A 25911-nucleotide genomic window follows, 5' to 3' on the forward strand; every position below is an offset into this window, starting at 1 on the left:
GTGAAAGATCAGGTATCGAATGAACTTAGAAAACATATTAGCGCAAGCACTTGAGGCGGTAGCCAGTGCCAGTGAAATCGCGCAGTTAGAAGAAATCAGGGTTAATTACCTTGGCAAAAAAGGCGAAATCACAAGCTTGCTTAAAACGCTAGGCAAAATAGCACCTGAAGAACGTAAAGAAGCAGGCCAAGTTATAAACCAAGCTAAACAAGATGTACAAGCTGCTATCAACGAAAAGCGTGAATTGCTAGCAAGTAAAGCACTTGAAGAAAAGCTAGCTGCTGAAACTATAGATGTAACTCTACCTGGGCGTGCTATGCCTACTGGCGGTTTACACCCAGTTACGCGCACTATTGAGCGCATAGAAAGCTTTTTCGGTGAGTTAGGTTTTGAAGTTAAATCTGGTCCAGAAATCGAAGACGATTTTCATAACTTTGATGCGCTAAATATTCCAGAGCACCATCCAGCACGTGCTGATCATGATACCTTTTATTTCAATCCTAAATTAGTACTACGTACACAGACAAGTGGCGTGCAAATTCGTACTATGGAAACTGAGCAGCCACCACTGCGCATCATTTCACCTGGACGTGTATACCGTAACGATTACGATCAAACACATACACCTATGTTTCATCAGGTTGAAGGTTTAATGGTTGATACCGATGTTAGCTTTACTGAGCTAAAAGGTATTTTGCATGATTTTTTACGTAACTTTTTTGAAGAAGATATGGAAATTCGGTTCCGTCCTTCATTCTTCCCATTTACAGAACCTTCAGCTGAAGTAGATGTTATGGGTAAAGACGGTAAGTGGTTAGAAGTACTAGGCTGCGGCATGGTACATCCAAATGTACTTAAGTCTGTGGGCATTGACCCAGAAAAATACACCGGCTTTGCTTTTGGTATGGGTGTAGAGCGTTTAACTATGTTGCGCTATGGCGTAAACGATTTACGTGCATTTTTCGAAAATGACTTAAAATTCCTGAACCAGTTCCGTTAAGAGTGAAATAATAAAATGAAATTTAGTGAAAAGTGGTTAAGAGAGTGGGTAAATCCTGCTATTGATACGCAAGCTCTTTCGGAACAGCTTTCAATGGCTGGTCTAGAAGTTGATGGCGTTGAGCCTGCTGCGGCCAAATTTAATGGCGTAGTTGTGGGTGAAGTTGTTGAATGTGGGCAACACCCTGATGCAGATAAACTACGTGTTACCAAAATTAACGTAGGTGGCGATGAGCTACTTGATATCGTATGTGGTGCAGCAAATTGTCGTTTAGGTATTAAAGTTGCTGTTGCAACTGTGGGCGCTGTACTTCCTGGTGACTTTAAAATTAAAAAAGCTAAACTACGCGGTCAACCTTCAAACGGAATGCTATGTGCTTTTGTTGAGCTAGGTATTAGCGAAGAAGGCGACGGCATTATGGAATTGCCAAGCGATGCACCAGTAGGGACTGATTTACGTGACTACCTAGGTCTTGATGACAACATTATAGATGTTGATTTAACGCCAAACCGTGGTGACTGCTTAGGTATAAAAGGTCTAGCACGTGAAGTCGGTGTTTTAAACAGCATTGACGTAAGTGTATTAGATATTCCTGCGGTTACGCCAACAATTGATGACAAAGTATCAATTGAGCTAGTTAACGAAGATGCATGTCCTCGTTACCTTGGCCGTGTGATCAAAGGCATTAACCTTGATGCAGAAACACCACTTTGGATGGTTGAAAAGCTACGTCGTAGTGGTGTACGTTCAATTGATCCAGTAGTTGATGTGACTAACTATGTATTACTTGAGCTTGGTCATCCAATGCACGCGTTTGATTTAAATGCGATTGAAGGTGGTATTAAAGTTCGTAGTGCAAATGCAGGTGAAGAACTTGTTTTATTAGATGGTAATACCGCTAAATTAAACGACACAACACTTGTGATAGCCGATCATAACAAAGCACTTGCAATTGCGGGTGTTTTTGGTGGTGAGCAATCAGGCGTTACAGATAAAACATCTGATATTTTACTCGAAAGTGCATTTTTTAATCCTGTTGCAATTGCAGGCCAAGCACGTAGCTACGGTTTGCACACTGATGCTTCACACCGTTATGAACGCGGTGTTGATTTTGCTCTGCAACACGATGCAATGGAACGTGCGACAGCACTTCTTCTTGAAATAGTAGGCGGTCAAGCAGGTCCTGTTGTCGAAGCTGTCGCAGCTGACAAACTACCAAAAGTGACTGAAGTACGCCTTCGTCGCGCACGTTTAGACCGTGTTATTGGCCATCATATTGAAGATGCTAAAGTAACCGATATTCTTACGCGTTTAGGACTTGATGTAAAAGTAGAAAATGATAGCTGGAGTGCTGATGTACCAAGCTACCGTTTTGATATTCGCATTGAAGAAGACTTAATTGAAGAAGTAGCACGTGTTTACGGTTACAACAGCATTCCTAATGTTGCGCCTACAGCAAAACTTAAAATGACGACACATAACGAAGCAACGATTGCGCTTAGCAAGTTCCGCAATACGTTAGTGACTCGTGGTTACCAAGAAGCAATTACATACAGTTTTGTAGACCCTAAGGCACAAGCTATTTTGCATCCAGAATGTAAAGCAATGGTATTACCGCACCCTATTTCAATTGAAATGTCGGCAATGCGCGTAAGTTTAATGCCGGGTTTATTAGCGTCTGTAGCGTATAACCAAAATCGCCAACAACCTCGTATTCGTTTATTCGAACATGGTCTTAAATTTATAAGCGACGAAAGTGCAGAAAACGGTGTTTACCAAGTACCGGTTATTGGTGGTGTTATTACTGGTCTTGTAAATGGTGAACATTGGGTTGAAGAGAAACGTAATGTTGATTTTTATGACCTAAAAGGTGATGTTGAAGCCTTACTTGCAATTACCAATGACGTTACTCGTTTTGAAATTAAAGCAGAGCAGTCAGATGGGCTTCACCCTGGTCAATCAGCAGTAATATATGTTGATGGTAAAAAGGTTGGCTTTTTTGGCGCTTTACATCCACAAGCTCAAAAGTTGTTAGATATCAACAACGCAACTTTTGTTTTTGAAATTGAAATGTCAGCAATAGAAAAAAGAAATTTACCGCAAGCAGAAGGGGTGTCTAAATTCCCTTCAAATCGCCGCGACATCGCGATTTTAGTGGCAGACAGCGTTAAATCGGGTGACATTTTAAGCGTGATCGAAAAAGTTGGCGGAAATCAATTGGTTGACCTAAACTTATTCGATGTGTATAAGGGTAAAGGTATTGAGCCAAATTATAAGAGTTTGGCGATTGCTCTAACACTGCAAGCGGTTGATAGAACACTCGAAGAGAAAGATATCAATCTAGTAGTTGATAACGTGGTGGCCGAATTGGCCGAACAGTTTAATGCATCGTTGAGGGACTAGATATGGCGCTTACTAAAGCCGACATAGCTGAACACCTATTTGAAAAGCTCGGGATCAATAAAAAAGATGCCAAAGATTTAGTTGAAGCGTTTTTTGAAGAAATCCGCTCAGCGCTAGAAAAAGGCGAGCAGGTTAAGCTCTCTGGATTTGGTAACTTTGATCTTCGAGACAAAAAAGAAAGACCAGGCCGCAACCCGAAAACAGGCGAAGATATTCCTATTTCGGCGCGTCGTGTGGTGACCTTTCGACCAGGTCAAAAGCTTAAAACCCGCGTAGAAGTGGGCACAAGTAAAGCAAAATAAAAAAAGGCAGCGTAAGCTGCCTTTTTATTTTACATGAATAAGCTAACTAAAAAGTTAGCTTATTTTTATACTAATAAATTAAAACTCTCTAGGTGATACAAACTCACCGTTTTGTATTTGCAAATATGTTTGCTCTGCAAGTATATCTAAGCTGTCTAAGCTTTTACCGCTACTAATTAGTTGATGTTCTATTGGCAGCAGTTCAATATTTTCAATACCGAACATTTGGCCCACTTTAGAAAATATATATGCATGCTTAAATTTATCATGTTTATAAAACAGGCTAATTAATGAGGTAAGGACTTCGGGGTTAGGTACGGTGTCTTTTTTATTTAACTCTAATGTTTTGTAGAGTAAATCAATGGTTTTTTCATCATCGAATTTAATGTAATACGACGCTAAGAAAAATTGCATTTCAGCACTTTGTGTCACACTCGTTTCGTTTTCTAGCGAAAGAAGTTTAGTTAGTGCACTTTGATTATTATTGCGCGACCAATGGTAATAAAGTAAACCTGGGTGGTTAGTATTTTTAGTATCTTGATATAAGCGTGTTATTTCTTTAATACTAGTTAGTTGCCCATCAATACGAGAGGTTGTTTTTTCTTTGAGTTTTACGTGCTCGATTTTTGCAGCCAATGTTATGCATTGATTGTAGTCTTCAAATCCTTTAAGTAATTGGTATTTATTTTCATCTGTCGGGTCTTTATATTCTGTGTAGCGTTTTATAATAACCTCTGCGCGAGGCTCCTTACAGTGGCTATCTTTATTTAGATCGGCACAAAACCCTGGTGTTTCTTTGCATACCTTTGAGAGTGTCAACTGATCTCCACACCCAGTTAGGGCTACCAACCCTAGTAAAACACTTGCTTTTAGAAACATCCCTTAACCCCAAATGAATATATACCCTCCTATTCTAGCTCAATCATTTAACTCCTAACAGTAGAGAATAACGTCAGATTAAATTAGAATGGCAGTGCCCATTTGGGCTATCCGTTCAAAATGTTTAACTTAGGTAAATAAAATGACCTCATCTCACGAGTTAGAATACACAAATAGTTGGCAAGAGCGCCAAGATTACGCAGAAAGTATGCAACCAATCATTGGTAAGCTTTATCGTAATCGTGGTATTGAAATTGCTGTATATGGCCGTCCTCTCGTAAATGCCAGTACTATCGATATTATCAAATCTCACAAAACCGTTGCTCAGTTTGAAGGCACTAAATTACGTTTGCGCGAAAGCTTCCCATTTTTAGAAGCTATCAGCAAAATGGAATTAAACTCTGCACGTATTGATATTGGTAAGCTTGCATATAGTTATTTATTCACTGAAGCCGCAAATGGTCGTTCAGTCGAAGAGTTTGTTAAAGACGAACTTGCAGAAATAGCTGATTTACCAGCGAAAGAACCACGCGATGTTGTGTTGTATGGTTTTGGTCGTATTGGTCGTTTACTCGCGCGTTTATTAATTGAAAAATCAGGTCCATATTCAGATTTACGTTTGCGCGCTATTGTTGTGCGTGGTGGTAAAGATGGTGATCTTGAAAAACGTGCAAGCTTATTGCGTCGCGATTCAATTCACGGTCCATTCAATGGCTCAATCACGATTGATAAAGAACGTAATGCAATTAAAGCTAACGGTAGCTACATTCAAGTTATTTACGCTAACTCTCCTAGCGAAATTGATTACACCCAATACGGTATCGACAATGCATTAATCGTTGATAACACCGGTATTTGGAAAGACGAAGCGGGCCTTGGCCAACACCTAGAGTGTCAGGGCGCTGCAAAAGTATTATTAACAGCACCAGCAAAAGGTAATATCAAAAACATCGTATATGGTGTGAATAACAAAGATATTTTACCTGAAGATAAAATTGTTTGTGCAGCAAGCTGTACAACTAACGCAATTACACCAACGCTTAAAGCACTAAACGATAAGTTTGGTATTAATAATGGCCATGTTGAAACTGTTCACTCATACACGAACGATCAAAACCTTATTGATAACTACCACAAAGCAGAGCGCCGTGGCCGCGCCGCAGCACTTAACATGGTAATTACTGAAACGGGAGCTGCAAAAGCGGTTTCAAAAGCATTACCAGAGCTTGAAGGTAAGTTAACAGGTAATGCTATCCGCGTACCTACGCCTAACGTATCGTTAGCTATTTTAAACCTTAATTTAGCAACAAGTACTTCTGTTGAAGAGCTAAACGCATTTTTACGCGATACAGCACTTCATTCAGACTTACGTGATCAAATTGATTACACTGCATCAACGGAAATTGTATCTACCGATTTAGTAGGTAGCCGTTACGCAGGTGTTGTTGATTCACAAGCAACAATTGTTGAAGATAACCGTATTGTTTTATATGTATGGTACGACAATGAGTTTGGTTACAGCTGCCAAGTAGTACGTTGTATGCGCGATATGGCCGAAGTGTCATTCCCAAGCTTACCTCGCTAATTTGTTTGCAGTGACGTAAAAGCCAGCATGTTGCTTAATGCCGATCAGTTAAGAAATATTTGACGATCCATTGACTGATCTTCTGGTTAGTTTATAAAGGCTTCTGAATTTATTCAGGAGCCTTTTATTTTGCAACTCACTACCGCACTTTCTCTTGCCAATAGCTACGCACCCAATTCAGAAGGCTTAGGTCAACTGAGTGATTTTTTATGTCCTGAGTTTATCAAACAATGCGCTGAAACCGCTGGTGTCGCGACGATAAGGAAAAGAAGGCTTCCTGTTGAGATGGCCGTTTGGACAGTCATTTGTATGTCGTTTTATCGTGAAGACCCACTGTGGAGTATTGTCAGTAAATTAGGGCTCGCTTTACCAGGTAAAAAAGAACTCGTTGCACCCAGTGCGGTTGTACAGGCTAGGCAGCGGCTTGGGGCTGATGCCGTTAAACAGGTTTTTGAGAAAAGTCAGCAAATGTGGAATGCTGATGCGAACCATCCCACATGGTGCGGGCTATCACTACTGGGTGTTGATGGTGTTATTTGGCGCACACCGGATACTGCTGAAAATCAACATGCATTCTCCGTGTGGAAAAATCAGCATGGTGACACGGCTTTCCCTCAGGTTCGCATGGTGTGTTTGATGGAGTTAACTAGCCATTTATTAATGGGGAGCGCCTTTGATAGTTGTCGTACTAGTGAAATGGTGTTGGCTGAAGACTTAATCGAGGCAACACCCGATAACTCACTGACGTTATTTGATAGAGGCTTCTATTCTCTAGGCTTACTCAATCGTTGGCATCATGCTGGGGGAAATAGGCATTGGCTTCAACCGATGAGAAAAGGCACGCAATATGAAATTGTTCGCTCTTTAGGTCGTCAAGACAAACTTATCAAGCTAAAAGCAACAGCACAAGCGAGAAAAAAGTTCGACGATTTACCACAGAGTATTGAAGTCAGGCTAGTCACAAAAACGGTTAAGGGGAAAGAAGTGAATATACTCACTTCACTGACTGATCCAATGCGTTTCCCTAAGGCTGACATTGTTGACCTCTATAGTGAACGGTGGGAAATTGAACTTGGTTATCGAGAAATGAAACAAACGTTACTGAATAGTCACTTCACGCTACGCAGCAAGAAACCTGAGATGATAGCGCAAGAATTATGGGGCGTAATGTTGAGCTATAACTTGCTCCGATACCAGATGGTGAAAATGGCGCAGAAAAAGTCTGGAATATATGCAAAACACCTGAGTTTTACGACGTGTGCTATTAGTATTAGAGTTATTGTCAAATCTGGTGTATGAGCTCATCTTGATGCTCTGTTTGATCTTGAGTTATTCTTTCGCCGTCTTTAAATTTTACCCCTGTAATTACTTCAGCCAGTAACTTAAACCCTCGCAAGCGGTACCATTTTTTCTCTGCCGACTGCGCGAGTTTAAAAACCATCATTAAGGTGGTTGTCCGGCTGCCACAACTCTTCACTTTATGCGTTCTCAGCCTTACCGTCGCAAACGTTGACTCTATCGGATTACTCGTTCTTATGTGCATCCAATGCTCAGCAGGATAATCATAAAATGCCAGCATTTCATCTTTATCCTTCATCAAGCAATCCGTCGCTTTTGGGTATTTGACTGAGTAATTTTTAACAAATAAATCATACGCTTTATAAGCAGAAGCTCGACTCTCTGCCATCCAGATATCTTGTAAATTCGCTTTGATTTTAGGTTGCATTGATTTCGGCACTTTGTTTAGCACATTCGCGATTTTATGCACCCAGCAACGTTGATGTTGGGTTGTTGGCCATACTTTGGTGAGGGCATTCCAAAACCCCAGCGCACCATCCCCTATGGCCAATTTTGGTGGTATTGTTAGACCCTGTGAGCGCAACTGATTTAACACTTCAGTCCAGCTCTGCTCAGACTCACGAACCCCGTCAACCACCGCCAATAGCTCCTTTCTGCCCGTTTCATCTACCCCCATAATTACCAGTAAGCACAGCTTATCATCCATTCGAATTTTACTGTAAATCCCATCGGCCCAGATATACACATATCGACGTTTAGCCAAGGAACGTTTAGACCACTGCTGATACTCCGTTTCCCAGGTGGATTTCAACCGAGAGACACTATTGGCCGACAAACCTTTGGCTTGCTCGCCTAAAAGAGACACTAAAGCGGGCTGCATATCACCCGTCGAAATTCCTCGTAAATAGAGCCATGGGATCAGCTCTTCGATATTTTTTGTCCGTTTCAGATAAGGCGGGATCAAGGCACTATTGAATTTAATGCCTTCCTTTTTTCGATCCCTGACTTTAGGTATTTTGACCTCAATATCACCAAGGCCTGTTTGGATCGTACGCTCAGGCTGGTGACCATTTTTGACGATCCGCTGAAGTCCCTCGACGGTCTCATGCTGGTATTGAGCCAATAAAACAGCCAACTCAGCCTCAATCGCTTGAGCTAACAACTGCTGCGCCCCGCTTTTAAGCAACTGCTCTAACGGATTGTCTGGTTTTTCAATGGAAATAACATTATCATTTTCAGTCATTGCGATGTCTCTCTGGTTAATTGTTGATCCGGTCAAGATCAATTAACAGATTACATCGCAATGACTTTTTCTCATACACCAGAAACGACTATAGCTCTTAGTATTATTAACCTTATTCATACAATGTTTATAGAAAATGCAGGACGGATACCTAAATCAATAGAGCAATTACAAGCTCAAGTTGAACATCACATATTGCCGATAAAACGGGAGCGGGCGTATCCGAGGTGTGTGAAACCAAAACCCAGTAAATACCCCAATAAAAAACGCCAGTCAGCTGTTAACTGACTGGCATTAAGCATGTTGCTGGCTTTTTTGGTCGTGTATTATTTTTAAAGCGTATGCCTTGTGATAGGCTTTAATTATTCAAATGTTCATAGCTTAGTTCTTAAGGAACACAGACCGTGTGACTTCCTATCTTAAAACGGCAAATATCATTGTTTTTCTCAATGCTTTGCCGCTTACAATTTACCGCTAGTAGCTCAAATACACGATGTATCTTATGGCTGCACCGTGTTTGTTCTATGCAATCCAGAATATCATCCAACCAAAGATAACTGCACTTACTCGCTCTAAATGTCGAGATCGCACACTTAAACATACCCGCTGCACTATGGCAGATAAAACGCTTGATAAGTGTTTGCAGTATGCTCAGCCAAACCAATGATTCGGCAATATGAGGATCTCGTGTGATGAACCCTTTAAGGTTATTCCATGACTTTAGTTCTTTGAAAAACAACTCAATTTGCCAACGAGTTGCATATATATCGAGTAGTTCGTCAAAGCTAAACTGTGCCTCTTTTAAATTAGTAACAAGGAAAACGGGGCGCTTTTCATTCGGTAAATAGATAAGCCTGTACTCGGGCCCATTTTTCTTCCAACGTACTGTTAATTCAAGTGGTTGGCTTGCGAATTTATCGAGTAACGTTTTGATTTTAATGTTCTTTTCTTTAAGCTCTATACCCGCGCAATAAGCTGATGTAACGATTGGGTTAATGTTTTTATTTGCTCTGATCAAAAAATATCCGCCATCTTGAGCTACTTGCTCAAAGTAATCTAAGTCAAAATACCCAGCATCAGCAAGTAATAACGTATCTTCAAGTGTGTGGCTACCTGGTAAAAAGGCGCGCTCAGTTTCAACATCAGGACGAATATCTATTTCGCAGGGTTGTTCATTAAATAGGTCATAGGTAACGTGCAACTCAATTGCGGCAGGACTTACAGCAGTAAAACGACCAGCAAAAACCTGCGCTAATTCATCATGTAGAGCAAATGAAGAACCATCTTGCAATAACACTCGCTGTATTCCTCGCTGGGTAAAAAAGGTTTTATCCAGCGTGTTTACAGTCAATTTAGACATCGCTTGAATAACGAGCTCACGGACAAGCTCAGTCAAGGCTGGTTTTCGAATTTGATTATGAAAGGGTTTATAACTTATCGTGCAATCAGCCTGCGTTCGCAAGTTTTGATGGATATCTGACAAGTTAGCGTCTTGCAGGCAAGATAAGCTTTTAAATACGGCTTTGAGCAGAGAAACGATCGACAGGCAACGGTGTCGAACTTGAAATCCAGAGGTTTTTGCAAGCTCAATGAGGTGTTTTTCTGAGATAAGGGCTTTTAATTGGTTTGAAACTTGGTTAATCTGCATGTGAACTCTGTTTTTAGTCATGTTTTTATTGGCGTAACTATTTGATCATTAACAGAGTTCAACTTCAAGTTTTCTTAAGATCCAACCTATGTTCAAATGTTAGCAATGCTCAGTTTTTATTAGTATTGCAATATTTTACTACGTGTATTTAATACCAGTAGTGTTAGTTCTGCAGAGTAAAAAGCAGATAAACTTATTCAACCTAAAGGGTTTTCCATGAAAATCAGCAGCAATTTCGACAGTGGTAATATTAAAGTTATTGAAGCCACCGATCCTTTAAATATTCAATTAGAAATTAATAAAGATCATCAGTCTGAATTTTATCAGTGGTTTCACTTTCGTCTTGAAACAACACCTTACCAATTGCATAAGTTAAATATTAATGAGCTTGATAAATCAGCTTACCCCGATGGTTGGGAAGGGTATCAAGCCGTTGCATCATATGACCGCCAAACATGGTTTCGTGTACCATCAAGCTATGAAAATGGCACATTAAGCTTTGAAATTGAACCAGAGTGCGGCAGTGTGTATTTTGCTTACTTTGCACCATATAGTTACGACCGCCATTTAGATTTATTATCTTGGGCACAAAGCCAAGGCGCTTGCCAATTAATAACGCTTGGTGAAACACTCGATGGCCGTGATATGAGTGTGCTTAAAATTGGTGAGCCAAGTGAAGACAAGAAAAACATCTGGATCACAGCACGCCAACATCCAGGTGAAACAATGGCGCAGTGGTATGTAGAAGGTCTATTGCACAAACTTCTTGATGACGAAGACCCACATGCAGCTGCGCTTCTATCAAAAGCAGTATTTTACGTTGTGCCAAATATGAATCCAGACGGTAGCGCACGCGGACATCTTCGTACTAATGCTAAAGGCGTTAACTTAAACCGTGAATGGCAAACACCAAGCATGGAAAATAGCCCTGAGGTTTACCTAGTGCTAAATAAAATGCGCGAAGCTGGCTTAGATATGCACCTAGACATACACGGCGATGAAGCGATTCCGTATAACTTTGTGGCAGGCAGTGAAGGTATTCCAAGTTACGATGCACGCCTAAAAGGCCTTGAAGATAGCTTTAAAGCCGCGCTTTTAACGATTACTCCAGAGTTTCAAGATGAGCATGGCTATCCAAAAGATGAGCCAGGCCAAGCTAACCTAACGGTAGGTTCAGCAGCAACCGCTGAAGAATTTAAAGCATTAACGTACACAATTGAAATGCCATTTAAAGATAATAACGATTTACCTGATCCAGACTATGGCTGGTCAGACCGTCGTTCGTATCAATTTGGTCAAGATACGTTAGCGGCAATTGTTAATGTTGTTGATAATTTAAGATAAAACATTTATTTGAAGGGTATCAATAGTTTTGATGCCCTTTTTGTTTTTAGTAAAACCCCTTTTACAAAAAATAATAATCATATAGCAACTTCATTCCAAAACGTTTTTAACGTTTCTTCGCTGCGTATCATCACCGTATCGGTACAAATCAATCTACTTTCCTTTAAATACTGCTGATGTAGTGCCTTGCAATAGCTACGTAATTAGATATTTTGAAAATTAAGTGTTAACAAAGTTAGGTTACTTAAGTTAAGATTAATTAAATCATGAGTCGGGACGGGAGAGGCAAAACCTTATTTCGTAAAGCTTATGTTGCGTAGTAGCTAAAGCAGAGTCTCGTAACTAAAAATAATAAATATAACTATAGAGGATATCCATGGAAGCTATTGTAAGCGCTGTTAATGATGTTGTTTGGAGTAATGCACTCATTTATTTATGCCTAGGCGCAGGCTTGTTTTATTCAGTATTAACTCGATTTGCTCAAGTTAGACATTTTAAAGAAATGTGTAAGTTATTATTTAGTCCTAACACGTCAGATAAAGGTATCTCATCTTTTCAAGCCCTTGCAGTCTCGTTGTCTGGACGAGTAGGCGTCGGTAATATCGCTGGCGTTGCAGCGGCTATTGGTTTTGGCGGACCAGGCGCTATTTTCTGGATGTGGGTTGTTGCTTTTCTAGGCGCAAGTACCGCATATGCAGAATCTACTTTAGGTCAAATTTATAAAACAGAAGAAGACGGGCAATACCGTGGTGGCCCAGCGTATTATTTTGACCGTTGTTTAGGACAAAAATGGTTGGCTATTTTATTCGCTGTTTCGGCAATTATAGCATGTGGTGTCTTTCTGCCTGGCGTACAAGCAAATGCGGTAGGTAATGCGTTTACCCAAGTGTTTGGCAATGGCAACATGGTTTCTACTAGCTTTGGTGATGTAGGCAGCTTTAAATTAGTCGCTTTAGCAATTATCCTTATTGTTTTGGCATTTATTATTTTTGGCGGTATAAAACGTATTGCGAACTTTACGCAAATTGTAGTGCCATTTATGGCGCTTGGTTACATAGTACTGGCACTAATCGTGGTATTTTTAAATTTAGATAAAGTGGGCGATATATTTTATTTAATTATTAGTGATGCATTTACTGCGCAGGCAGGTTTTGGTGCTGCTATTGGTTGGGGCGTTAAACGTGGTATATATTCTAATGAAGCTGGCCAAGGTACTGGGCCTCATGCAGCAGCTGCAGCAGAAGTTGATCACCCTGCTCAACAGGGCTTAGTACAAGCTTTTTCTGTTTATGTTGATACCCTCTTTGTGTGTACTGCAACTGCATTAATGATTTTAATAACGCAGCAATACAACATTGTGGGTGAGCTACCAGCAGGGCAATTTATTGTACAAAATGTTGATGCAGCCACTGAAGTGGGATCAGCAGCCTTTACTCAAATGGCTCTATTTAGTGTGTTTGGTAGCTTTGGACAAGCATTTGTCGGTATTGCATTATTCTTCTTTGCCTTTACCACAATACTTGCTTATTACTTTATTGCAGAGACTAATATTGCTTACTTAAATCGTTATTTTAAGGGCAGTATTCCGCTTGTTCTTGTGAAGTTTGTAATTATGTTTATGGTTGCATACGGCATGGTAAATAATTCAGGTTATATTTGGACTATTGGTGATATTGGTGTTGGCTTAATGGCTTGGATTAACATACTCGGTATTTTAGCCATTTTCTTTGTCGCTAAGCCTGCTTTGCTATGTTTGAGCGATTATGAAGAACAAAAGAAAAAAGGCGGAAAAGTAATATTTGATCCAGTTAAATTGGGTATAAAAAACGCCACATTCTGGGAAAAACGCTTAGAAAAGCAGTCAAAAGACGCAGAGTAATTAAACTTAGTGGGCAACTTAGAAAATTATCGCCCCTAAATTAGTTATTGGTTTGAATTCAAAAAAGACAACGAGAAATAAAACACGTACAATAAAGGCGCCGAAAGGCGCTTTTTTTATGCGTAGTATGGAGAGAAGTATGGCGATTATTCGTTGCCCAAAATGTGCAAAATCAATTTCAGATAAACATAAGCAATGTCCGCATTGCGAAAGCAACATTGCAGAGCTAAACGACGAGCAAGTTTTACAACTTCAGCGCGAACAGCGAATTAAAAAAAAGCAGATGTTTATAAATCACTCCTTTTTGGCGCTTATTTTATTTTTAGGTGGTTTTTTCTGTTTGTACTTTCTACAACCGCAAGAAGAAACACTGCAGTGGTACGCTTACACCGCCGCAATTGGAGTAGGGTGTATTTGGTATCTTATAAACCGTATTGTTTTAGTGACTCTAAAAAAGAAAAAATGACATGAACATCGACAATCTTGTACAAAATATTACTCCCGAATTATTCGAACGCTTACAATACGGTGCCTCTACTGGTAAATGGCCAGACGGTACCGTTTTATCAGATGAGCAAAAGCAACAAACAGTGCAGTTGGTTATGTTGTATCAAGCAAAAGTGGCTCAATCAAACGAGCAATTTACGATTGGTGCTAATGGTGAGATGATCCAAAAGACAAAAGCTCAACTACAAAAAGAATTTAAATCAGACAACGAAATAGCTAGGTTTAGTGAACATGATCTTTAAGCACCTTTTTACACCAAAATGGAAACACCCTAAGCAACAAGTACGTCTTGATGCTATCGAAAAATTAGACATTGAACGTGATGCAACCATATTAAACACGTTAGCACTTGAAGATAGCTCCGCTGAAATACGCCGTAAAGCGCTCCAAAAAGTGAACGACTTACCACTTTGGTGGAAAGCGTATAAACAAGATCAAGCATTAAAAGATATAGCCGAGCTACAAATATCTAATGCTATTTTAAATAGCGAAAGTACGCTAACAGCAAAAATTAAAAACGAATACATAGAGCGTTTTGCACCCGTTAAAACACTTGAAAAGTTAGCGTTTGCAGAAAAAGAGCTGCAAGTACGCGTTAAATTACTGAAACGTTTAGCAAATCCAAAACTAGTAGAAAAAGCATTTAAAGAAGGTAGCGAAGAGCTACAAACTCAATTAGTTGAACTTGTTATTACTCATCAATTAATTAAATCATTAGTAAAGCATGCAAAGGGTGGTGCAAAAGCAGCACTTGAAACGCATATTGAAAATGAACGTTTAGCAATTGAAATGCCACTTGAAGTTGAAAATGCAACACGTGTTATTTTAGCTAAGTTAAATGCTTTACGTGAAAAAACAGATTTTGGTATTGTTAATCCACAAGCGAGCGATTTAATCGCTCAGTGGCAAGCACTTGAGCTTAAATGGTTAAGTGATGAGCGCGTTAAGCTGCTTGACGAAAAATATACTTCTATCACCACTAAGTTAGATGCACACATTGAACAGCTAAAAGCGGTACATGACAAAGAGCAGCAGCAATTAGCGCAGCAACAGCGTCAATTATTAGCACTTGCAACACTTGAAGCTTTGGGTGAAGAAATTGAAAATGCCCTACAGCTTGGTCTTGAAACGCCAGAGCAAATTCAACAAGATTGGCTTGATGCAAAAGTAGCGCAAGCTAAGCAAGCTATTAGCGAAACAGAACTTGCTAATAACGCACAATCAAAACTCGCTGTAAGCAAGTTAGAAAAACTATTTACTCAAGTTGCTAAGTTACCTGAGTTAACAACGGCTATTAAAGAGTACAAACTCGCTTTTGCAGCGCTATGCGAAATTACGCCAGCAGAAGATTTAGCACAATACGATGCAACTTTAACTGAATTTAATAATGGCTTTAAAGCAGCGCGTAATCATTTAAATATTTTAGATGGCGCACTACAAAGTACGTTTAAAACACAGTTAAATGCGCATAAAAAGCAATTTTTAGCACCAATGAATGAGCTAGTTAAGCCACTTGAAAAAAACCAAAGCCAAGCAAAGCGCAAAGCGCGTGATGTTAAACGCCTAATTGAAGAAGGTCGTTTTAATGTTGCTTTTGGTGTGTTTAAAGGCTTTGAAGAGTTATTTAATACACTTACTGAGCAATATCAACAGCCGCTTGTAAACATAAAAGCGGAACTTGAAGCGCAACTTGCAGATGCTAAAGATTGGCAAAAATACGCAGCAGCACCAAAGCGTGAAGCCTTATTAGAAGAAGTAAGTGCATTAGTAAGCGAAGAATGCACCGACCCACAACAACGCGCAGATCAAGTAAAAGCGCTACGTAAACGTTGGAATGAGTTAGGTCGTTTAGATACAGATGAAGAAAAGCAACAAGGCGTGCAGTTTGATGAACAAATCGAGCTGTTATTTGCGCCTTGCCGTAGTTACTTCGCAGAGCAAGAAGTACAACGAGAAGCATCAAAAGCACAACGTGAAAGTATTATTAACGACATGCATACGCTCCATTTACAGCCAACTGCTGAGGATGACTTTGATTGGAAGCAATATGAAAGCCAATACAATCGTTTAAATAAAGCGTGGCGCAGTGTGGGTAAAGTTGACCCTAAAACATACCGTACACTAAATGATCGTTATAAAAATGAGCAACAACAAGTACTGGCTTTGTTAAATGCATTTCATAAAACTAATGCCACACTTAAAAACGAACTAGTAGAAAAAGCGCAGCAATTATCACAAAGTGATGATTTAGCCGCTGCATGCCAAGAGTTGAAGCAAATGCAACAACAATGGCAAGCTATCGGTTTTGCAGGTTTAAAAGCTGAAAATGCGTTATGGCAAAAGTTTCGTCAGTATAACGATGAAACATTTACCAAGCGTAGTAGTGAGTTTGAGCAGCAAAAACTCGAGCAAAACGAGTCAGATAAGCAAGCAGTTGCAGAACTTGCTGAACTTGAAGCAGCATTGAGTGATGTTAATCAAAGAGCGCAGTTGCACGACCTTGAAACAAAAGTGAAAGGGTATACGCAATTTAGATCGTTAGCGCCAAAGGTTACTAAGCTACTAGCCGCTATTGACGATAAACTTGCATTGCTAACAAGTAAATCAGAGCAAGCTAATTTAGATGCATTAATTACTGCACTTGAGAACAATGAAGCATTACCAAGTCAGTATCAAGCACCGCTTAAAACAGCATTAAATACCGAGCAGCTTATTACGCGCATGGAAATACTAGCGAACGTAAGTTCAATCGATAAGTCACTTAGAATGGCAGAACAAGTAGCCATGCTAGATGACAAACATCGTGGTGATCATGCTGATTTAAACTATTATTTAAAACAGTTATTAGCGCTCAATGCTGGTTCAGTTGAACCTGACACACTAACGCGACTTAAAGCGACACTTGCAGCTTAATAAAACCAGCATAATATGTGCTGGTTACTATTTTACTAAGCCGCTTTAATAGCGGCTTTTTTATGTATCACTAATTCATAAACAAAAGGGTTCTCATGAGAATTTTAGTTATTATTGCAGCGTTATTTTTAACTGCCTGTAATACCACGCAAGGCATATCAGTATATTCATTTACTAACTCTGAGGTTGAATCTGTACTGGGTAAGCAATTACCAAAGTTAAGTGAAAAAGTAAGCTTAATGGGTTTACCCGTTCAGTTTGATGTAAACGACTTAAGTGTCAACATTGGACCTGATAACCGCGATGTTGTTGTGCTTGGTGCTGATTCAAGCGCTGAAATTAATGCATTCGCACTTAAATACCCAGTGCGTTTAAAGCTACAAATTGAAGGAAGCCCATTTTACGACAGTGAGAAAAAAGCGGTATTTTTACGTAATATTAAATTACTTGATTCGAGTGTAGATGCCGGTGGTTTTAAAGGTAATTTAGGTGCACTTGATAGCCAGGCAATGGATGTTATTAATGCTTTTTTAGCGGTTAACCCAGTTTATACTCTAAACATGGATGACCCTAAAATGATGCTACTTAGTAAACTTCCACTTGATATGAAGGTGGTTGAAGGCGCAATTAAGCTAGTACCTCGTCTATAAGTAGATCGACCTACTTACAATATACGTATTGATTAGCCTGACTTTCAGGCTAATTAGGTTTTAATATTATGGCGGCTCCTCGTACTGTTCCCACTTCTCGGCTTTCTCGATTTGCAAAATTAGGCTCACTTGCAACAGGTGTTGCTACCAACATGTTAGTTGATGGTGCTAAGAGTGCGCTAACAGGTAAAGGTTGGGATAATAAAAGCTTACTACTACAACCTAAAAATATTGAAAAATTAGCCACACAGCTATCACATTTACGTGGTGCAGCAATGAAACTGGGGCAATTGCTTTCAATGGATGCCGGTGATCTACTTAGTCCTGAATTAGCTCAGTTACTTGCTTTACTGCGCTCAGACGCGAACCCAATGCCTCATAAGCAGCTTGTTGAAGTGTTAAAAGAGCAATGGGGGGATGAGTGGCTAGCGCGTTTTTCTCACATTGAGCTAAGACCTTTTGCAGCGGCTTCTATAGGGCAAGTTCATTTAGCTTATAAAGAAAATGGCGATGAGCTTGCTGTTAAAATTCAATACCCTGGTATTGCAAAAAGTGTAGTAAGTGATGTCGATAACGTTATTTCTTTATTAACGATTTCTCGATTATTGCCAAAAGATCTTAATATTAAACCACTTATTAGTGAGGCTAAAGCGCAGCTATTAGCCGAGGCTGATTATAAACGGGAGGCTCAGTACTTAATACGTTATAAAAATGCACTAGCAAGTAATCCCCACTTTAAAGTGCCTAACGTATATCCAGAGCACAGCACACAACACGTGCTAACTATGGAATATATAAAAGCAGAGCCCATTGAGAGCATTACAGAGCTACCTGATAGTCAAAAAAGCTTTGTTGCAGAGCAGCTCATTGATTTATTTTTTAAAGAAATGTTTGAATTTAAATTGATTCAAACCGACCCTAACTTTGCCAACTTTCATTATCAGCTTGATACACAAAAAACTGTTTTATTTGATTTTGGTGCAACGCGAGAAATATCAACCGAGCTTAGCTGCGCTTATTTAGCCTTATTTAAAGCGGGTAGTGAAAACAACCGAGAAGGTGTACTTAGAGCGGCTTCACACATTGGTTATTTTAAAAATGACTTAGTTGATGAGTATAAAAACAACGTCATTGATTTATTCTTAATGGCGTGCGAGCCACTGAGAGCAGAAGGGGAATTTGATTTTAAAAATAGCGAACTAGCGCTCAAAATTAAAAATGCAGGGCTTGCTCTTAGTGGGCAATCTCAGCAATGGCATACACCGCCCGTTGATGCGCTATTTATTCACCGAAAACTTGCAGGACTTTACTTAATAGCCGCAAGGCTAGGTGCAAAAATAGATGTAAAAACGTTATTTAAGCACTATTTATAGCTTTTTAATTTACGCGTAAGTGCGCTTTAAGTAATGAGTGCACTTAGCGTATAAAATTGCCATAATACTCGCGATATTTCGCGAGGTGTATTTATGATAAAACAATTTTTAAACGATCCTAAATTATTGCTAAACGCAGTCGGTGAGGGTATATACGGTTTTGACCTGTCGGGTAATGCGGTGTTTGTTAATCCTGCCGCTGAGCGCATGACAGGCTGGTGCGCTGAGGAACTATTAGGTAAAAAAATACATCAATATCATCACCATACTCATGCTGATGGCACACCTTATCCCGCTAATGAATGCCAAATTTACTGCACCATGTTTGACGGAAAACGTCGTGAAGTTAAAAATGAAGTTTTTTGGCGTAAAGACGGTAGCTCATTTGCAGTTCAATACACCTCAACACCGGTTTATCAAAATGATGAGTTAATTGCTGCTGTAGCGGTATTTCGCGATATATCACTGCAACAGCAAACACAAAATGCTCTGCAAGAGGCACTTGAGCAAGTAAAGCATTTAAGTGAGCAGCTAAAAGATGAAAACAACTACTTAATTGCAGAACTTAACGAAGATTGGCAAGACTCAGGGCTAGTTGGCTAAAGTATCCCCAGAATTAGCCTTTATATATCAATAAACTAACAGTATTAAAAAATGTGGGAAGCGAGGGAACATTCATGGTGTTTTGTGATCTTATGAATCACTTACAAACAACAGAGCTAAACACCATGAATGCTTTTACTATTTTGCACAATATGCTCCGCGCTGTCACCCCTAAATCAATTCATAAAGCCAGATTTAATACTCTAGTCGCTGCCGTTAAATCTCTTTTGCACTGTCAGCAATGCACCTTGACGTCTATCGGTCGCAATTTGAATTCAAAAACCACTGAAAAACATGATATTAAACGTATTGATCGACTGCTCAGTAACCACGAGCTTTTACGTGAATCAACAACGGTTTATGTTCACTTAAGCCGTTTTGTGGTCACTGAAAAGCATCCCGTCATTTTGGTTGATTGGAGTCATGCCGATACACAAACCAAATATTGTATTCTGCGTGCCAGCATTGTCAGTGAAGGTCGCTCTTTAACCCTGTATCAGGAAAGTGCACTCAGCTTTCAATATCATTGCCCAAAAGTACAAAAACGGTTCTTGAAGATGCTCAAACTGATCTTGCCGAGTGATTGCCGGCCCGTCATTGTGACGGATGCGGGCTTTAAAGTTCCTTGGCTCAAAGCCGTGCGAAACAATGGCTGGCATTATATTAGCCGAGTTCGAGGTCAGGGCGCGAGCATACTTTGTTAAAAATGTTAACCAAAAAGAAGTTCTTCTCTAAAAGCATCATCATAACAAGCTCTTACACACTTACTTCTTATTGACCCCTTGCTTTTCGTATGCTGCTTTATCATGTTCCTAACGACGCGTCTAAATAGTGCCATATGTTGCGCACTTAATGGCTCATGTATTTGACAGGCATCTTCTTTAAATACGACATCCAGTATCCAGTGTTGCTGATTTTCTATCAGCCAATGTTGTCTTATTGCTTTACTTATCAATATATTGTCTGTCAACGATGTTAGGTAGTAATGTGTGTCAATACTCGTTCTATTACCCTTCGTTCGCTCTCGCTGCACCGCAACGATTGTTCTAACTGATGGCCAGCTCTCTTTAATTTCACTCGGTAATAAACGCGCATCAAGACAATCTATCGTGCGTACTTCTTTTCGCCCATGCCCTTCATCTTGTGTTACATGACTAAGTATCTCTGAGTTTTCAGATTCATACTGGTGTGTAAATGCATCTTGAATCGCGCTATAAAGTTTCTTTTGATTACCCTTTGCTTGCACTAGATAATCTGCATGTCTGCTAATTAGCTGTTTTAGCGTTTCTTTTTGGCAGTGCAAAGCATCAAGTGTAATGACGGTGTTATTGATATCGAGTATTTTCAATAAATCCCGAACTGCCGGTATTTCATTCGTCTTACTGCCAACTGTTTGGTGGAATAATGTGAGACCTGCTTCACAATCAAATGCTGAGACGAGATGTAATTTATCAGCAATGTGTTTACTTGCTCCGCGAATAGTTTTGCCATCGAAGGCAATGACAGGATGCGCTGACTTAACGCGGTTTTGATTGACCCAGCTATACATCGCGAGTAGTAATGAGTCAGTATCAACGGTTCTAAAAATCCGAGCAATACTATGTCGAGTGGGTATGCCATTTTTGAAAGAACGAAATCCTCTTAACCAATTAAGCTTACTTTCGCCATAGACTTCAATGTCTTGCCAGTTTTCACACCCTGATGTAACGGCAGTAATAATAAGAAAAAGCACATCAACTAAGTTATGGTGCTGATTTATATGTGAACGATTATCTTTGACGAGTTCTAAATGTGAGAAGAGTGACATAATAAGTTTAAGGTGATGAAATTTATGGTATTAGATCATAAAATTTGTTTATTTACAAAGTGTGATCCCGCCCTGAGTTCGAGGTACGGCACACTTGAAAACGCAGGGCAGCGATGAGTTTGTTCCATGCCAGTCACTATTCAAGAGCAATCAACGTAAGAGCCAGTATTTTGGCGCGACCGAGTTGACCAAAAGTGCAAAATATCAAACGCATGCAGTGCTGGTTGGCAAGGGGCATAAGTTATTAAAAAGAGATAAAAAACGTGGTTATAAGGAGCCTTGGCTACTCGTTTCTTCACTTCCAAAAAAGCACCACTTTCTCGAAAAAGTGCTCAAATTATATGGTATGAGAATGCAAATAGAAGCCGGATTTCGAGATCAAAAAAGTGTTAGGTTCGGCTTAGGCTCAGATCTACACAGAACGAACAAACTCTACCGATTAGACATACTTTTACTGCTCGCAACACTGGCGCATTGGTTCTCAATGATGCTGGGTGCAGTGATAGACAAAGCAGGAAAGACAGGATCTTTTCAAGCTAACTCAACCAAAAGCAGGCGAGTAGTGTCATGGGCATTTGTTGGGTTGCGATACTTCAAAAAACAGTCCATTAAACTGCGACGGCGAGATTATTTAGAAGGGCTCGCCTATTTCGCACAAGTGGTAGTGCAACTCAATTGGAAAAATATGGATGTGAGTGATGTAATTGAAACTTAATGATTATTTTTGGGGATCCCTTAGGCTAGTTGGACAAAGTCATATATTTCAAACCATGTTAGATCAAATAAAACTGGTAAGTGAAACCGACAGTACAGTGCTTATACTTGGCGAAAATGGCACGGGTAAAGAGTTAGTAGCTCGTAATTTATATCGGCTAAGCAAACGTAGCAAGCAAGCTTTTATAAAAGTAAATTGCGCTGCATTTACACCGAGCTTGCTAGAGTCGGAATTGTTTGGCCATGAAAAGGGCGCGTTTACAGGTGCCAATGACCGTCGTAAAGGGCGTTTTGAACTTGCTGACAAAGGCACCTTGTTTTTAGATGAGATAGCAGAGCTGCCACTTGAGGCGCAAAGTAAATTACTGAGAGTCCTGCAAGAACAAGAGTTTGAACGCGTGGGTGGCAGCAACACGCTAAAAGTAAACATTAGAGTAATTGCAGCGACTAATCGCGACCTGTGGGAAATGGTACAAAAAGACACGTTTAGAATTGATTTGTATTATCGGCTCAATGTATTTCCTATAAAGGTACCCGCCCTTAAAGATCGAAAAGAAGATATTCCTTATTTATGCGCTAATTTAATTGCGCAACTAAATAAGCGGCTCGGGAAAAACTTAAAAGGGCTAAGTAAAAAAGCAATTACGCAGCTGCAAGCCTACGATTGGCCAGGCAATATTAGAGAGCTGCAAAATGTACTTGAACGCGAAGCTATTTTATCTAATCAAGCGGTACTTCAGCTAAGTCAGCCTTTGCAAGCGGGTGGTGAAGTAGTTATTAATCCTTCACTTACGCTCGATGAAGCGCAAAAGCAGCATATAACCTCTGTTCTTGTGTTATCGCACTGGCAAATATCGGGTGATAAAGGGGCGGCAGTTAAATTGGGCTTACCTGAGAGTACACTACGCTCAAAAATGCGAAAGTTAGGGATTGCTAAGAATTCGTGATATATCGCGAAATACGCTTTATATCGCGAGGTTGGTTTTTTGTTTTTAAAATAATCTGTTTAATATCAATGAAGTAATTAAAGTTTCAGCTTGGTCTGAAAGTTGCAAATACTTGCTTAATACCCGTCATTATGAAGCAAGTACTATGAAGTTTGATATTAAAGAAGAAGACATGATCATTAAGCCTTATAACACCGAAGGGCCAATTTATATCCGCGAGCAAAAAGGATTTTTTCAGCGCATACGCCGTAATTTAGGTTGGCTGCTAATGCTAACTTTTATTGCAATACCGTGGATCCAATATAACGGTCAACAAGCTGTACTGCTTGATGTGGCAACGCAAACCTTTACTATTTTTGGTTTAACACTCCTCCCTCAAGATTTTATGATTTTAGCCCTGCTATTTATGGTGGGGGCTTTTGCATTATTTTTTGTAACTAACTGGCTTGGTCGGGTTTGGTGTGGATATACGTGCCCGCAAACAATATGGATGCTCATGTTTTCGTGGGTAGAGCAACGCATAGAAGGCACTCGAAATCAGCGAATTAAATTAGATAAATCTCAGTGGACGTTAAGTACTTGGCGCAAAAAAATTACTAAGCACAGTGCGTGGATTGTTATTTCAGTTTTAACCGCCACCTCGTTTATGGCGTATTTTATTCCAGCAAAAAGTTTGTATATGGAAATGCTTACATTTGAATGGTCAGGTATTACGAGCTTTTGGGTGTTTTTATTCGCTTTTTGCACCTACGGTAATGCAGGGTTTTTACGCGAAAAAATGTGCACGATTGCTTGCCCGTATTCTCGTTTTCAGGCTGTTATGTTTGATAAAGATACGTTGCTTGTTACCTATGATAGCAAGCGCGGTGAAAGCCGAGGACCACGTAAACGCAAAGCCGATCCAAAAGAGCTTAACTTAGGTGACTGTGTAGACTGTAACTTATGTGTAGAGGTATGCCCAGCAGGAATAGACATTCGAAATGGATTACAATATGAATGTATAAACTGTGGCTTATGTATTGATGCTTGCGACGATACCATGGAGAAATTTGGTTACGAAAAAGGCTTAATTAAATACGCTAGCGAAAAACAAATGGAGGGTAAAAAAACCAATCCATTTAGATTAAAACTAATAGGATACGGCGCATTAACGGCTTTGTTAATAATTTCTATGTTTGCATGGATGCTGCAACGCACACCAATAGAAGCCTCAGTACTACGAGATAGGAATGCGCTTTATAGAGTGAACTACGAGGGCCTGGTAGAAAACCCTTATACACTGACTATTATTAATAAAACGCAGCAAGCACTGCATTACACCATTGCCATAGAGGGCTTGCCAGAAGCAACACTCTCAAGTCCAAGTTCTACACTTATACAGCCAGGTGTGATGAAAAGAGTCCCCGTTACTGTAACTGCAGATGGTTACGATATTGAGCGTAAAGTTAGCAAGTTACAATTTGTAGTAACAGCGCAAGAAGACGCCAGTATAACCATAACTAAAGATAGCCAGTTTTATAAAAACTAAGATTGATAAAATTTCATAAACAACATGCCCAAGTAGATATTCCTCTTGGGCATTTTATCTGTAGTTTTTATTATGTGTTTGCATTTATATATTTGAGTGCGCTTGTTATAACGGCCACTTGAGCTAATATACATTCTTCATCGGTGGCTGTTGGGCTATCTGGGTACACTTCGGTTGTGGTTACATAGGGCGCGTCAGTAAAGCCCATACACAAACCTAACTCACGTGCCGCATAGTTAATAACGCCAAATTGCTCTTGAGGGACGCCTATTAGCTGGTTGTTTTCATCGCTCGGGGCAATGTGCGTGACCTTTGCCACATCTTCGATAATTACTTTTTGAAATTCAGGCTCAGGCTTATTGGTATCGGCCACTAAATAAAACCCATCAGGTATGTTCCAATTAGTGTTTGTAGTGCCTTCACGGGCAGCAAGTGCGGGTCTAAATTCACTGTTATCGCTATCTGTTGTTTCGTGTAAATCAATATGAGCAACTAAGTCTATATCGAGTGATTTTACAAACGCCATAATAGCTGCTGATTCTTGAGCTGGGCTGCCCTCGTAAAATGAGCGGTTAGGATCAATAGCATCAGGGTTCCAGCGGTTTATAGTCTCATATCCCCAAGGGCTAATGCAGGGCGCAACAATAATATTAAACTGCTTTGAGTGTTGCATAGCCGATGTTTTAGCAAACCTAAGTGCGCCATGTACGCCACTGGTTTCGTAGCCATGCACACCTCCGGTGATTAAAACTGTTGGTTTATTAGCATTAAAGTTAGGCGTTTTTAATATATATAATGGGTAAATGCCAGCGGCGTAATTAAGCTCGGCGTATTGCTCTATATCTAAGGTGCTTTTAAGGTCATTAATTAGCGTTACTACTTCATTTTGGTAACTGCGTTTAATGTTTTGGCGTGCTAACCACAAGGCTTTATCGTTGTTATTCCATTTTTTGCCAGGTGTGCCAATAGGGTATGTGCTGTTAGTCATAATAAACCTTTATATCAATTGTTATTAGCCCATATAAAAAAGTAGGCAATTACAATTGTTAGAATTACTTAATAAAGGCGTAGCTTAACGCTGAGTAAATTGGCGTGCAAATTAAAACGTTAAAGTCATATTATTTATTGTGCGCTGTTGTTTAGCTTGAATATAACTTTGACTAGCAAACTCTCCTGAAATAGCGCCAGAGCGAACCCGCTCAACCAAAATAGTTAAATTGCATGCCTTACTTTTATCTATTTGCGTATCATTAAACATTATCAAATTATTTAGATTAAATGAATAAC

21 protein-coding genes and 3 pseudogenes are annotated in these 25911 nt (G+C 39.8%); 18 read left to right on the forward strand and 6 right to left on the reverse strand.

All coding sequences use genetic code 11. The features are described from left to right. Positions 1-19 precede the first annotated feature (19 nt). From pheS to ihfA, 3 genes are read left to right on the forward strand one after another with little or no spacing between them, the layout of a single operon-like run. Entirely contained in the window at positions 20-1000 is a 981-nt protein-coding gene (gene pheS / locus AC0VZ4_RS07180; RefSeq protein ID WP_007378326.1) for a phenylalanine--tRNA ligase subunit alpha, read from the forward strand. 15 nt (positions 1001-1015) lie between these two features. Continuing rightward, positions 1016-3403 carry a phenylalanine--tRNA ligase subunit beta gene (gene pheT, locus AC0VZ4_RS07185; RefSeq protein WP_033039153.1) on the forward strand — a complete coding sequence of 796 codons (2388 nt, stop codon included), beginning with the start codon at positions 1016-1018 and terminating at the stop codon, positions 3401-3403. A 2-nt stretch (positions 3404-3405) separates the two neighbouring features. Continuing rightward, positions 3406-3705, forward strand: coding sequence for an integration host factor subunit alpha (ihfA, locus tag AC0VZ4_RS07190; protein WP_002960690.1), 300 nt, complete (start codon positions 3406-3408; stop codon positions 3703-3705). 78 nt (positions 3706-3783) lie between these two features. On the opposite strand, the gene AC0VZ4_RS07195 is transcribed toward ihfA, so the two are convergent. Next, complete coding sequence (locus AC0VZ4_RS07195; protein WP_007378328.1) at positions 3784-4584, reverse strand: DUF2989 domain-containing protein; 801 nt, start codon at positions 4582-4584, stop codon at positions 3784-3786. A 142-nt stretch (positions 4585-4726) separates the two neighbouring features. Between AC0VZ4_RS07195 and AC0VZ4_RS07200 the strand changes: the two genes are divergently transcribed. Together AC0VZ4_RS07200 and AC0VZ4_RS07205 are read left to right on the forward strand one after the other, a co-directional pair. Next, entirely contained in the window at positions 4727-6169 is a 1443-nt protein-coding gene (locus AC0VZ4_RS07200) for a glyceraldehyde-3-phosphate dehydrogenase (RefSeq protein WP_007378329.1), read from the forward strand. A 129-nt stretch (positions 6170-6298) separates the two neighbouring features. Further along, a pseudogene (locus tag AC0VZ4_RS07205) lies at positions 6299-7441 on the forward strand (IS4 family transposase); the annotation flags it as partial. Positions 7442-7451: 10 nt separating this feature from the next. Here AC0VZ4_RS07205 and AC0VZ4_RS07210 read toward each other — a convergent pair. Further along, the gene (locus AC0VZ4_RS07210; RefSeq protein WP_475439694.1) at positions 7452-8711 is read right to left on the reverse strand and encodes an IS256 family transposase; all 1260 of its coding nucleotides are present in this window, start codon (positions 8709-8711) and stop codon (positions 7452-7454) included. Between the two features lie 60 nt (positions 8712-8771). On the opposite strand from AC0VZ4_RS07210, the gene AC0VZ4_RS07215 reads away from it, so the two are divergent. Next, positions 8772-8999: a hypothetical protein gene (locus AC0VZ4_RS07215; RefSeq protein WP_475441301.1), complete on the forward strand. Its 228-nt coding sequence runs from the start codon at positions 8772-8774 to the stop codon at positions 8997-8999. Positions 9000-9099: 100 nt separating this feature from the next. Here the strand turns inward: AC0VZ4_RS07215 and AC0VZ4_RS07220 are convergent, their stop codons facing one another. Next, positions 9100-10359 carry an IS4 family transposase gene (locus AC0VZ4_RS07220; protein WP_337119945.1) on the reverse strand — a complete coding sequence of 420 codons (1260 nt, stop codon included), beginning with the start codon at positions 10357-10359 and terminating at the stop codon, positions 9100-9102. A gap of 216 nt (positions 10360-10575) precedes the next feature. Here AC0VZ4_RS07220 and AC0VZ4_RS07225 point away from each other — a divergent pair, with 216 nt between their 5' ends. From AC0VZ4_RS07225 to AC0VZ4_RS07265, 9 genes and pseudogenes are all read left to right on the forward strand, one after another. Beyond that, positions 10576-11703 carry a M14 family metallopeptidase gene (locus tag AC0VZ4_RS07225; RefSeq protein ID WP_008136269.1) on the forward strand — a complete coding sequence of 376 codons (1128 nt, stop codon included), beginning with the start codon at positions 10576-10578 and terminating at the stop codon, positions 11701-11703. A gap of 376 nt (positions 11704-12079) precedes the next feature. Further along, positions 12080-13582 carry an alanine/glycine:cation symporter family protein gene (locus AC0VZ4_RS07230; protein ID WP_007378331.1) on the forward strand — a complete coding sequence of 501 codons (1503 nt, stop codon included), beginning with the start codon at positions 12080-12082 and terminating at the stop codon, positions 13580-13582. Between the two features lie 139 nt (positions 13583-13721). Next, complete coding sequence (locus AC0VZ4_RS07235) at positions 13722-14048, forward strand: hypothetical protein (protein WP_007378332.1); 327 nt, start codon at positions 13722-13724, stop codon at positions 14046-14048. Position 14049: 1 nt separating this feature from the next. Further along, positions 14050-14331: a YeaC family protein gene (locus AC0VZ4_RS07240; protein ID WP_007378333.1), complete on the forward strand. Its 282-nt coding sequence runs from the start codon at positions 14050-14052 to the stop codon at positions 14329-14331. Next, positions 14321-17002, forward strand: coding sequence for a DUF349 domain-containing protein (locus tag AC0VZ4_RS07245; RefSeq protein WP_475441302.1), 2682 nt, complete (start codon positions 14321-14323; stop codon positions 17000-17002). Before AC0VZ4_RS07240 ends, AC0VZ4_RS07245 begins: the two co-directional genes overlap by 11 nt. 95 nt (positions 17003-17097) lie before the next feature. After that, complete coding sequence (locus tag AC0VZ4_RS07250) at positions 17098-17652, forward strand: YceB family lipoprotein (protein ID WP_002960677.1); 555 nt, start codon at positions 17098-17100, stop codon at positions 17650-17652. A 68-nt stretch (positions 17653-17720) separates the two neighbouring features. Then, positions 17721-19025, forward strand: coding sequence for an ABC1 kinase family protein (locus AC0VZ4_RS07255; protein WP_475441303.1), 1305 nt, complete (start codon positions 17721-17723; stop codon positions 19023-19025). 93 nt (positions 19026-19118) lie between these two features. After that, positions 19119-19625: pseudogene (locus tag AC0VZ4_RS07260) on the forward strand (PAS domain-containing protein); the annotation flags it as partial. A gap of 95 nt (positions 19626-19720) precedes the next feature. After that, on the forward strand, positions 19721-20332 hold the full coding sequence (locus AC0VZ4_RS07265) for a transposase (protein ID WP_475441304.1): 612 nt from the start codon (positions 19721-19723) through the stop codon (positions 20330-20332). 5 nt (positions 20333-20337) lie between these two features. Here the strand turns inward: AC0VZ4_RS07265 and AC0VZ4_RS07270 are convergent, their stop codons facing one another. Further along, positions 20338-21435 (reverse strand): ISAs1-like element ISPsesp1 family transposase, encoded by a 1098-nt coding sequence (locus tag AC0VZ4_RS07270; RefSeq protein ID WP_475439755.1) that lies wholly within the window; start codon positions 21433-21435, stop codon positions 20338-20340. 94 nt (positions 21436-21529) lie between these two features. Here AC0VZ4_RS07270 and AC0VZ4_RS07275 point away from each other — a divergent pair, with 94 nt between their 5' ends. The 3 genes and pseudogenes from AC0VZ4_RS07275 to ccoG all read left to right on the forward strand — a co-directional run bounded on the left by AC0VZ4_RS07275 (position 21530) and on the right by ccoG (position 24624). Beyond that, on the forward strand, positions 21530-22150 hold the full coding sequence (locus AC0VZ4_RS07275) for a transposase (protein ID WP_475441305.1): 621 nt from the start codon (positions 21530-21532) through the stop codon (positions 22148-22150). 10 nt (positions 22151-22160) lie between these two features. Then, positions 22161-23096 (forward strand): annotated as a pseudogene (locus AC0VZ4_RS07280) (sigma-54 interaction domain-containing protein); the annotation flags it as partial. A gap of 145 nt (positions 23097-23241) precedes the next feature. Then, complete coding sequence (ccoG, locus tag AC0VZ4_RS07285) at positions 23242-24624, forward strand: cytochrome c oxidase accessory protein CcoG (RefSeq protein WP_475441306.1); 1383 nt, start codon at positions 23242-23244, stop codon at positions 24622-24624. A gap of 70 nt (positions 24625-24694) precedes the next feature. Here ccoG and AC0VZ4_RS07290 read toward each other — a convergent pair whose 3' ends face one another. Together AC0VZ4_RS07290 and AC0VZ4_RS07295 are read right to left on the reverse strand one after the other, a co-directional pair. Continuing rightward, positions 24695-25612 carry a M14 family metallopeptidase gene (locus tag AC0VZ4_RS07290; protein ID WP_475441307.1) on the reverse strand — a complete coding sequence of 306 codons (918 nt, stop codon included), beginning with the start codon at positions 25610-25612 and terminating at the stop codon, positions 24695-24697. 111 nt (positions 25613-25723) lie between these two features. Then, positions 25724-25882 carry a hypothetical protein gene (locus AC0VZ4_RS07295; protein WP_475441308.1) on the reverse strand — a complete coding sequence of 53 codons (159 nt, stop codon included), beginning with the start codon at positions 25880-25882 and terminating at the stop codon, positions 25724-25726. Positions 25883-25911 lie beyond the last annotated feature (29 nt).

The sequence above is a fragment of the Pseudoalteromonas sp. QJM3NY_22 genome (assembly GCF_056173065.1).

What these genes read in the sequence shown, in the direction of transcription:
- AC0VZ4_RS07250 (WP_002960677.1), top strand. Translation starts at nt 17,098, where the DNA reads ATGAGAATTTTAGTTATTATTGCAGCGTTATTTTTAACTGCCTGTAAT.
- AC0VZ4_RS07235 (WP_007378332.1), top strand. Translation starts at nt 13,722, where the DNA reads ATGGCGATTATTCGTTGCCCAAAATGTGCAAAATCAATTTCAGATAAA.
- pheS (WP_007378326.1), top strand. Translation starts at nt 20, where the DNA reads ATGAACTTAGAAAACATATTAGCGCAAGCACTTGAGGCGGTAGCCAGT.
- AC0VZ4_RS07255 (WP_475441303.1), top strand. Translation starts at nt 17,721, where the DNA reads ATGGCGGCTCCTCGTACTGTTCCCACTTCTCGGCTTTCTCGATTTGCA.
- AC0VZ4_RS07215 (WP_475441301.1), top strand. Translation starts at nt 8,772, where the DNA reads ATGACTTTTTCTCATACACCAGAAACGACTATAGCTCTTAGTATTATT.
- AC0VZ4_RS07240 (WP_007378333.1), top strand. Translation starts at nt 14,050, where the DNA reads ATGAACATCGACAATCTTGTACAAAATATTACTCCCGAATTATTCGAA.
- AC0VZ4_RS07290 (WP_475441307.1), bottom strand. Translation starts at nt 25,612, where the DNA reads ATGACTAACAGCACATACCCTATTGGCACACCTGGCAAAAAATGGAAT.
- AC0VZ4_RS07220 (WP_337119945.1), bottom strand. Translation starts at nt 10,359, where the DNA reads ATGCAGATTAACCAAGTTTCAAACCAATTAAAAGCCCTTATCTCAGAA.
- AC0VZ4_RS07210 (WP_475439694.1), bottom strand. Translation starts at nt 8,711, where the DNA reads ATGACTGAAAATGATAATGTTATTTCCATTGAAAAACCAGACAATCCG.
- ihfA (WP_002960690.1), top strand. Translation starts at nt 3,406, where the DNA reads ATGGCGCTTACTAAAGCCGACATAGCTGAACACCTATTTGAAAAGCTC.
- AC0VZ4_RS07230 (WP_007378331.1), top strand. Translation starts at nt 12,080, where the DNA reads ATGGAAGCTATTGTAAGCGCTGTTAATGATGTTGTTTGGAGTAATGCA.
- AC0VZ4_RS07295 (WP_475441308.1), bottom strand. Translation starts at nt 25,882, where the DNA reads ATGTTTAATGATACGCAAATAGATAAAAGTAAGGCATGCAATTTAACT.
- AC0VZ4_RS07245 (WP_475441302.1), top strand. Translation starts at nt 14,321, where the DNA reads ATGATCTTTAAGCACCTTTTTACACCAAAATGGAAACACCCTAAGCAA.
- ccoG (WP_475441306.1), top strand. Translation starts at nt 23,242, where the DNA reads ATGAAGTTTGATATTAAAGAAGAAGACATGATCATTAAGCCTTATAAC.
- AC0VZ4_RS07225 (WP_008136269.1), top strand. Translation starts at nt 10,576, where the DNA reads ATGAAAATCAGCAGCAATTTCGACAGTGGTAATATTAAAGTTATTGAA.
- AC0VZ4_RS07195 (WP_007378328.1), bottom strand. Translation starts at nt 4,584, where the DNA reads ATGTTTCTAAAAGCAAGTGTTTTACTAGGGTTGGTAGCCCTAACTGGG.
- AC0VZ4_RS07270 (WP_475439755.1), bottom strand. Translation starts at nt 21,435, where the DNA reads ATGTCACTCTTCTCACATTTAGAACTCGTCAAAGATAATCGTTCACAT.
- pheT (WP_033039153.1), top strand. Translation starts at nt 1,016, where the DNA reads ATGAAATTTAGTGAAAAGTGGTTAAGAGAGTGGGTAAATCCTGCTATT.
- AC0VZ4_RS07200 (WP_007378329.1), top strand. Translation starts at nt 4,727, where the DNA reads ATGACCTCATCTCACGAGTTAGAATACACAAATAGTTGGCAAGAGCGC.
- AC0VZ4_RS07265 (WP_475441304.1), top strand. Translation starts at nt 19,721, where the DNA reads ATGAATCACTTACAAACAACAGAGCTAAACACCATGAATGCTTTTACT.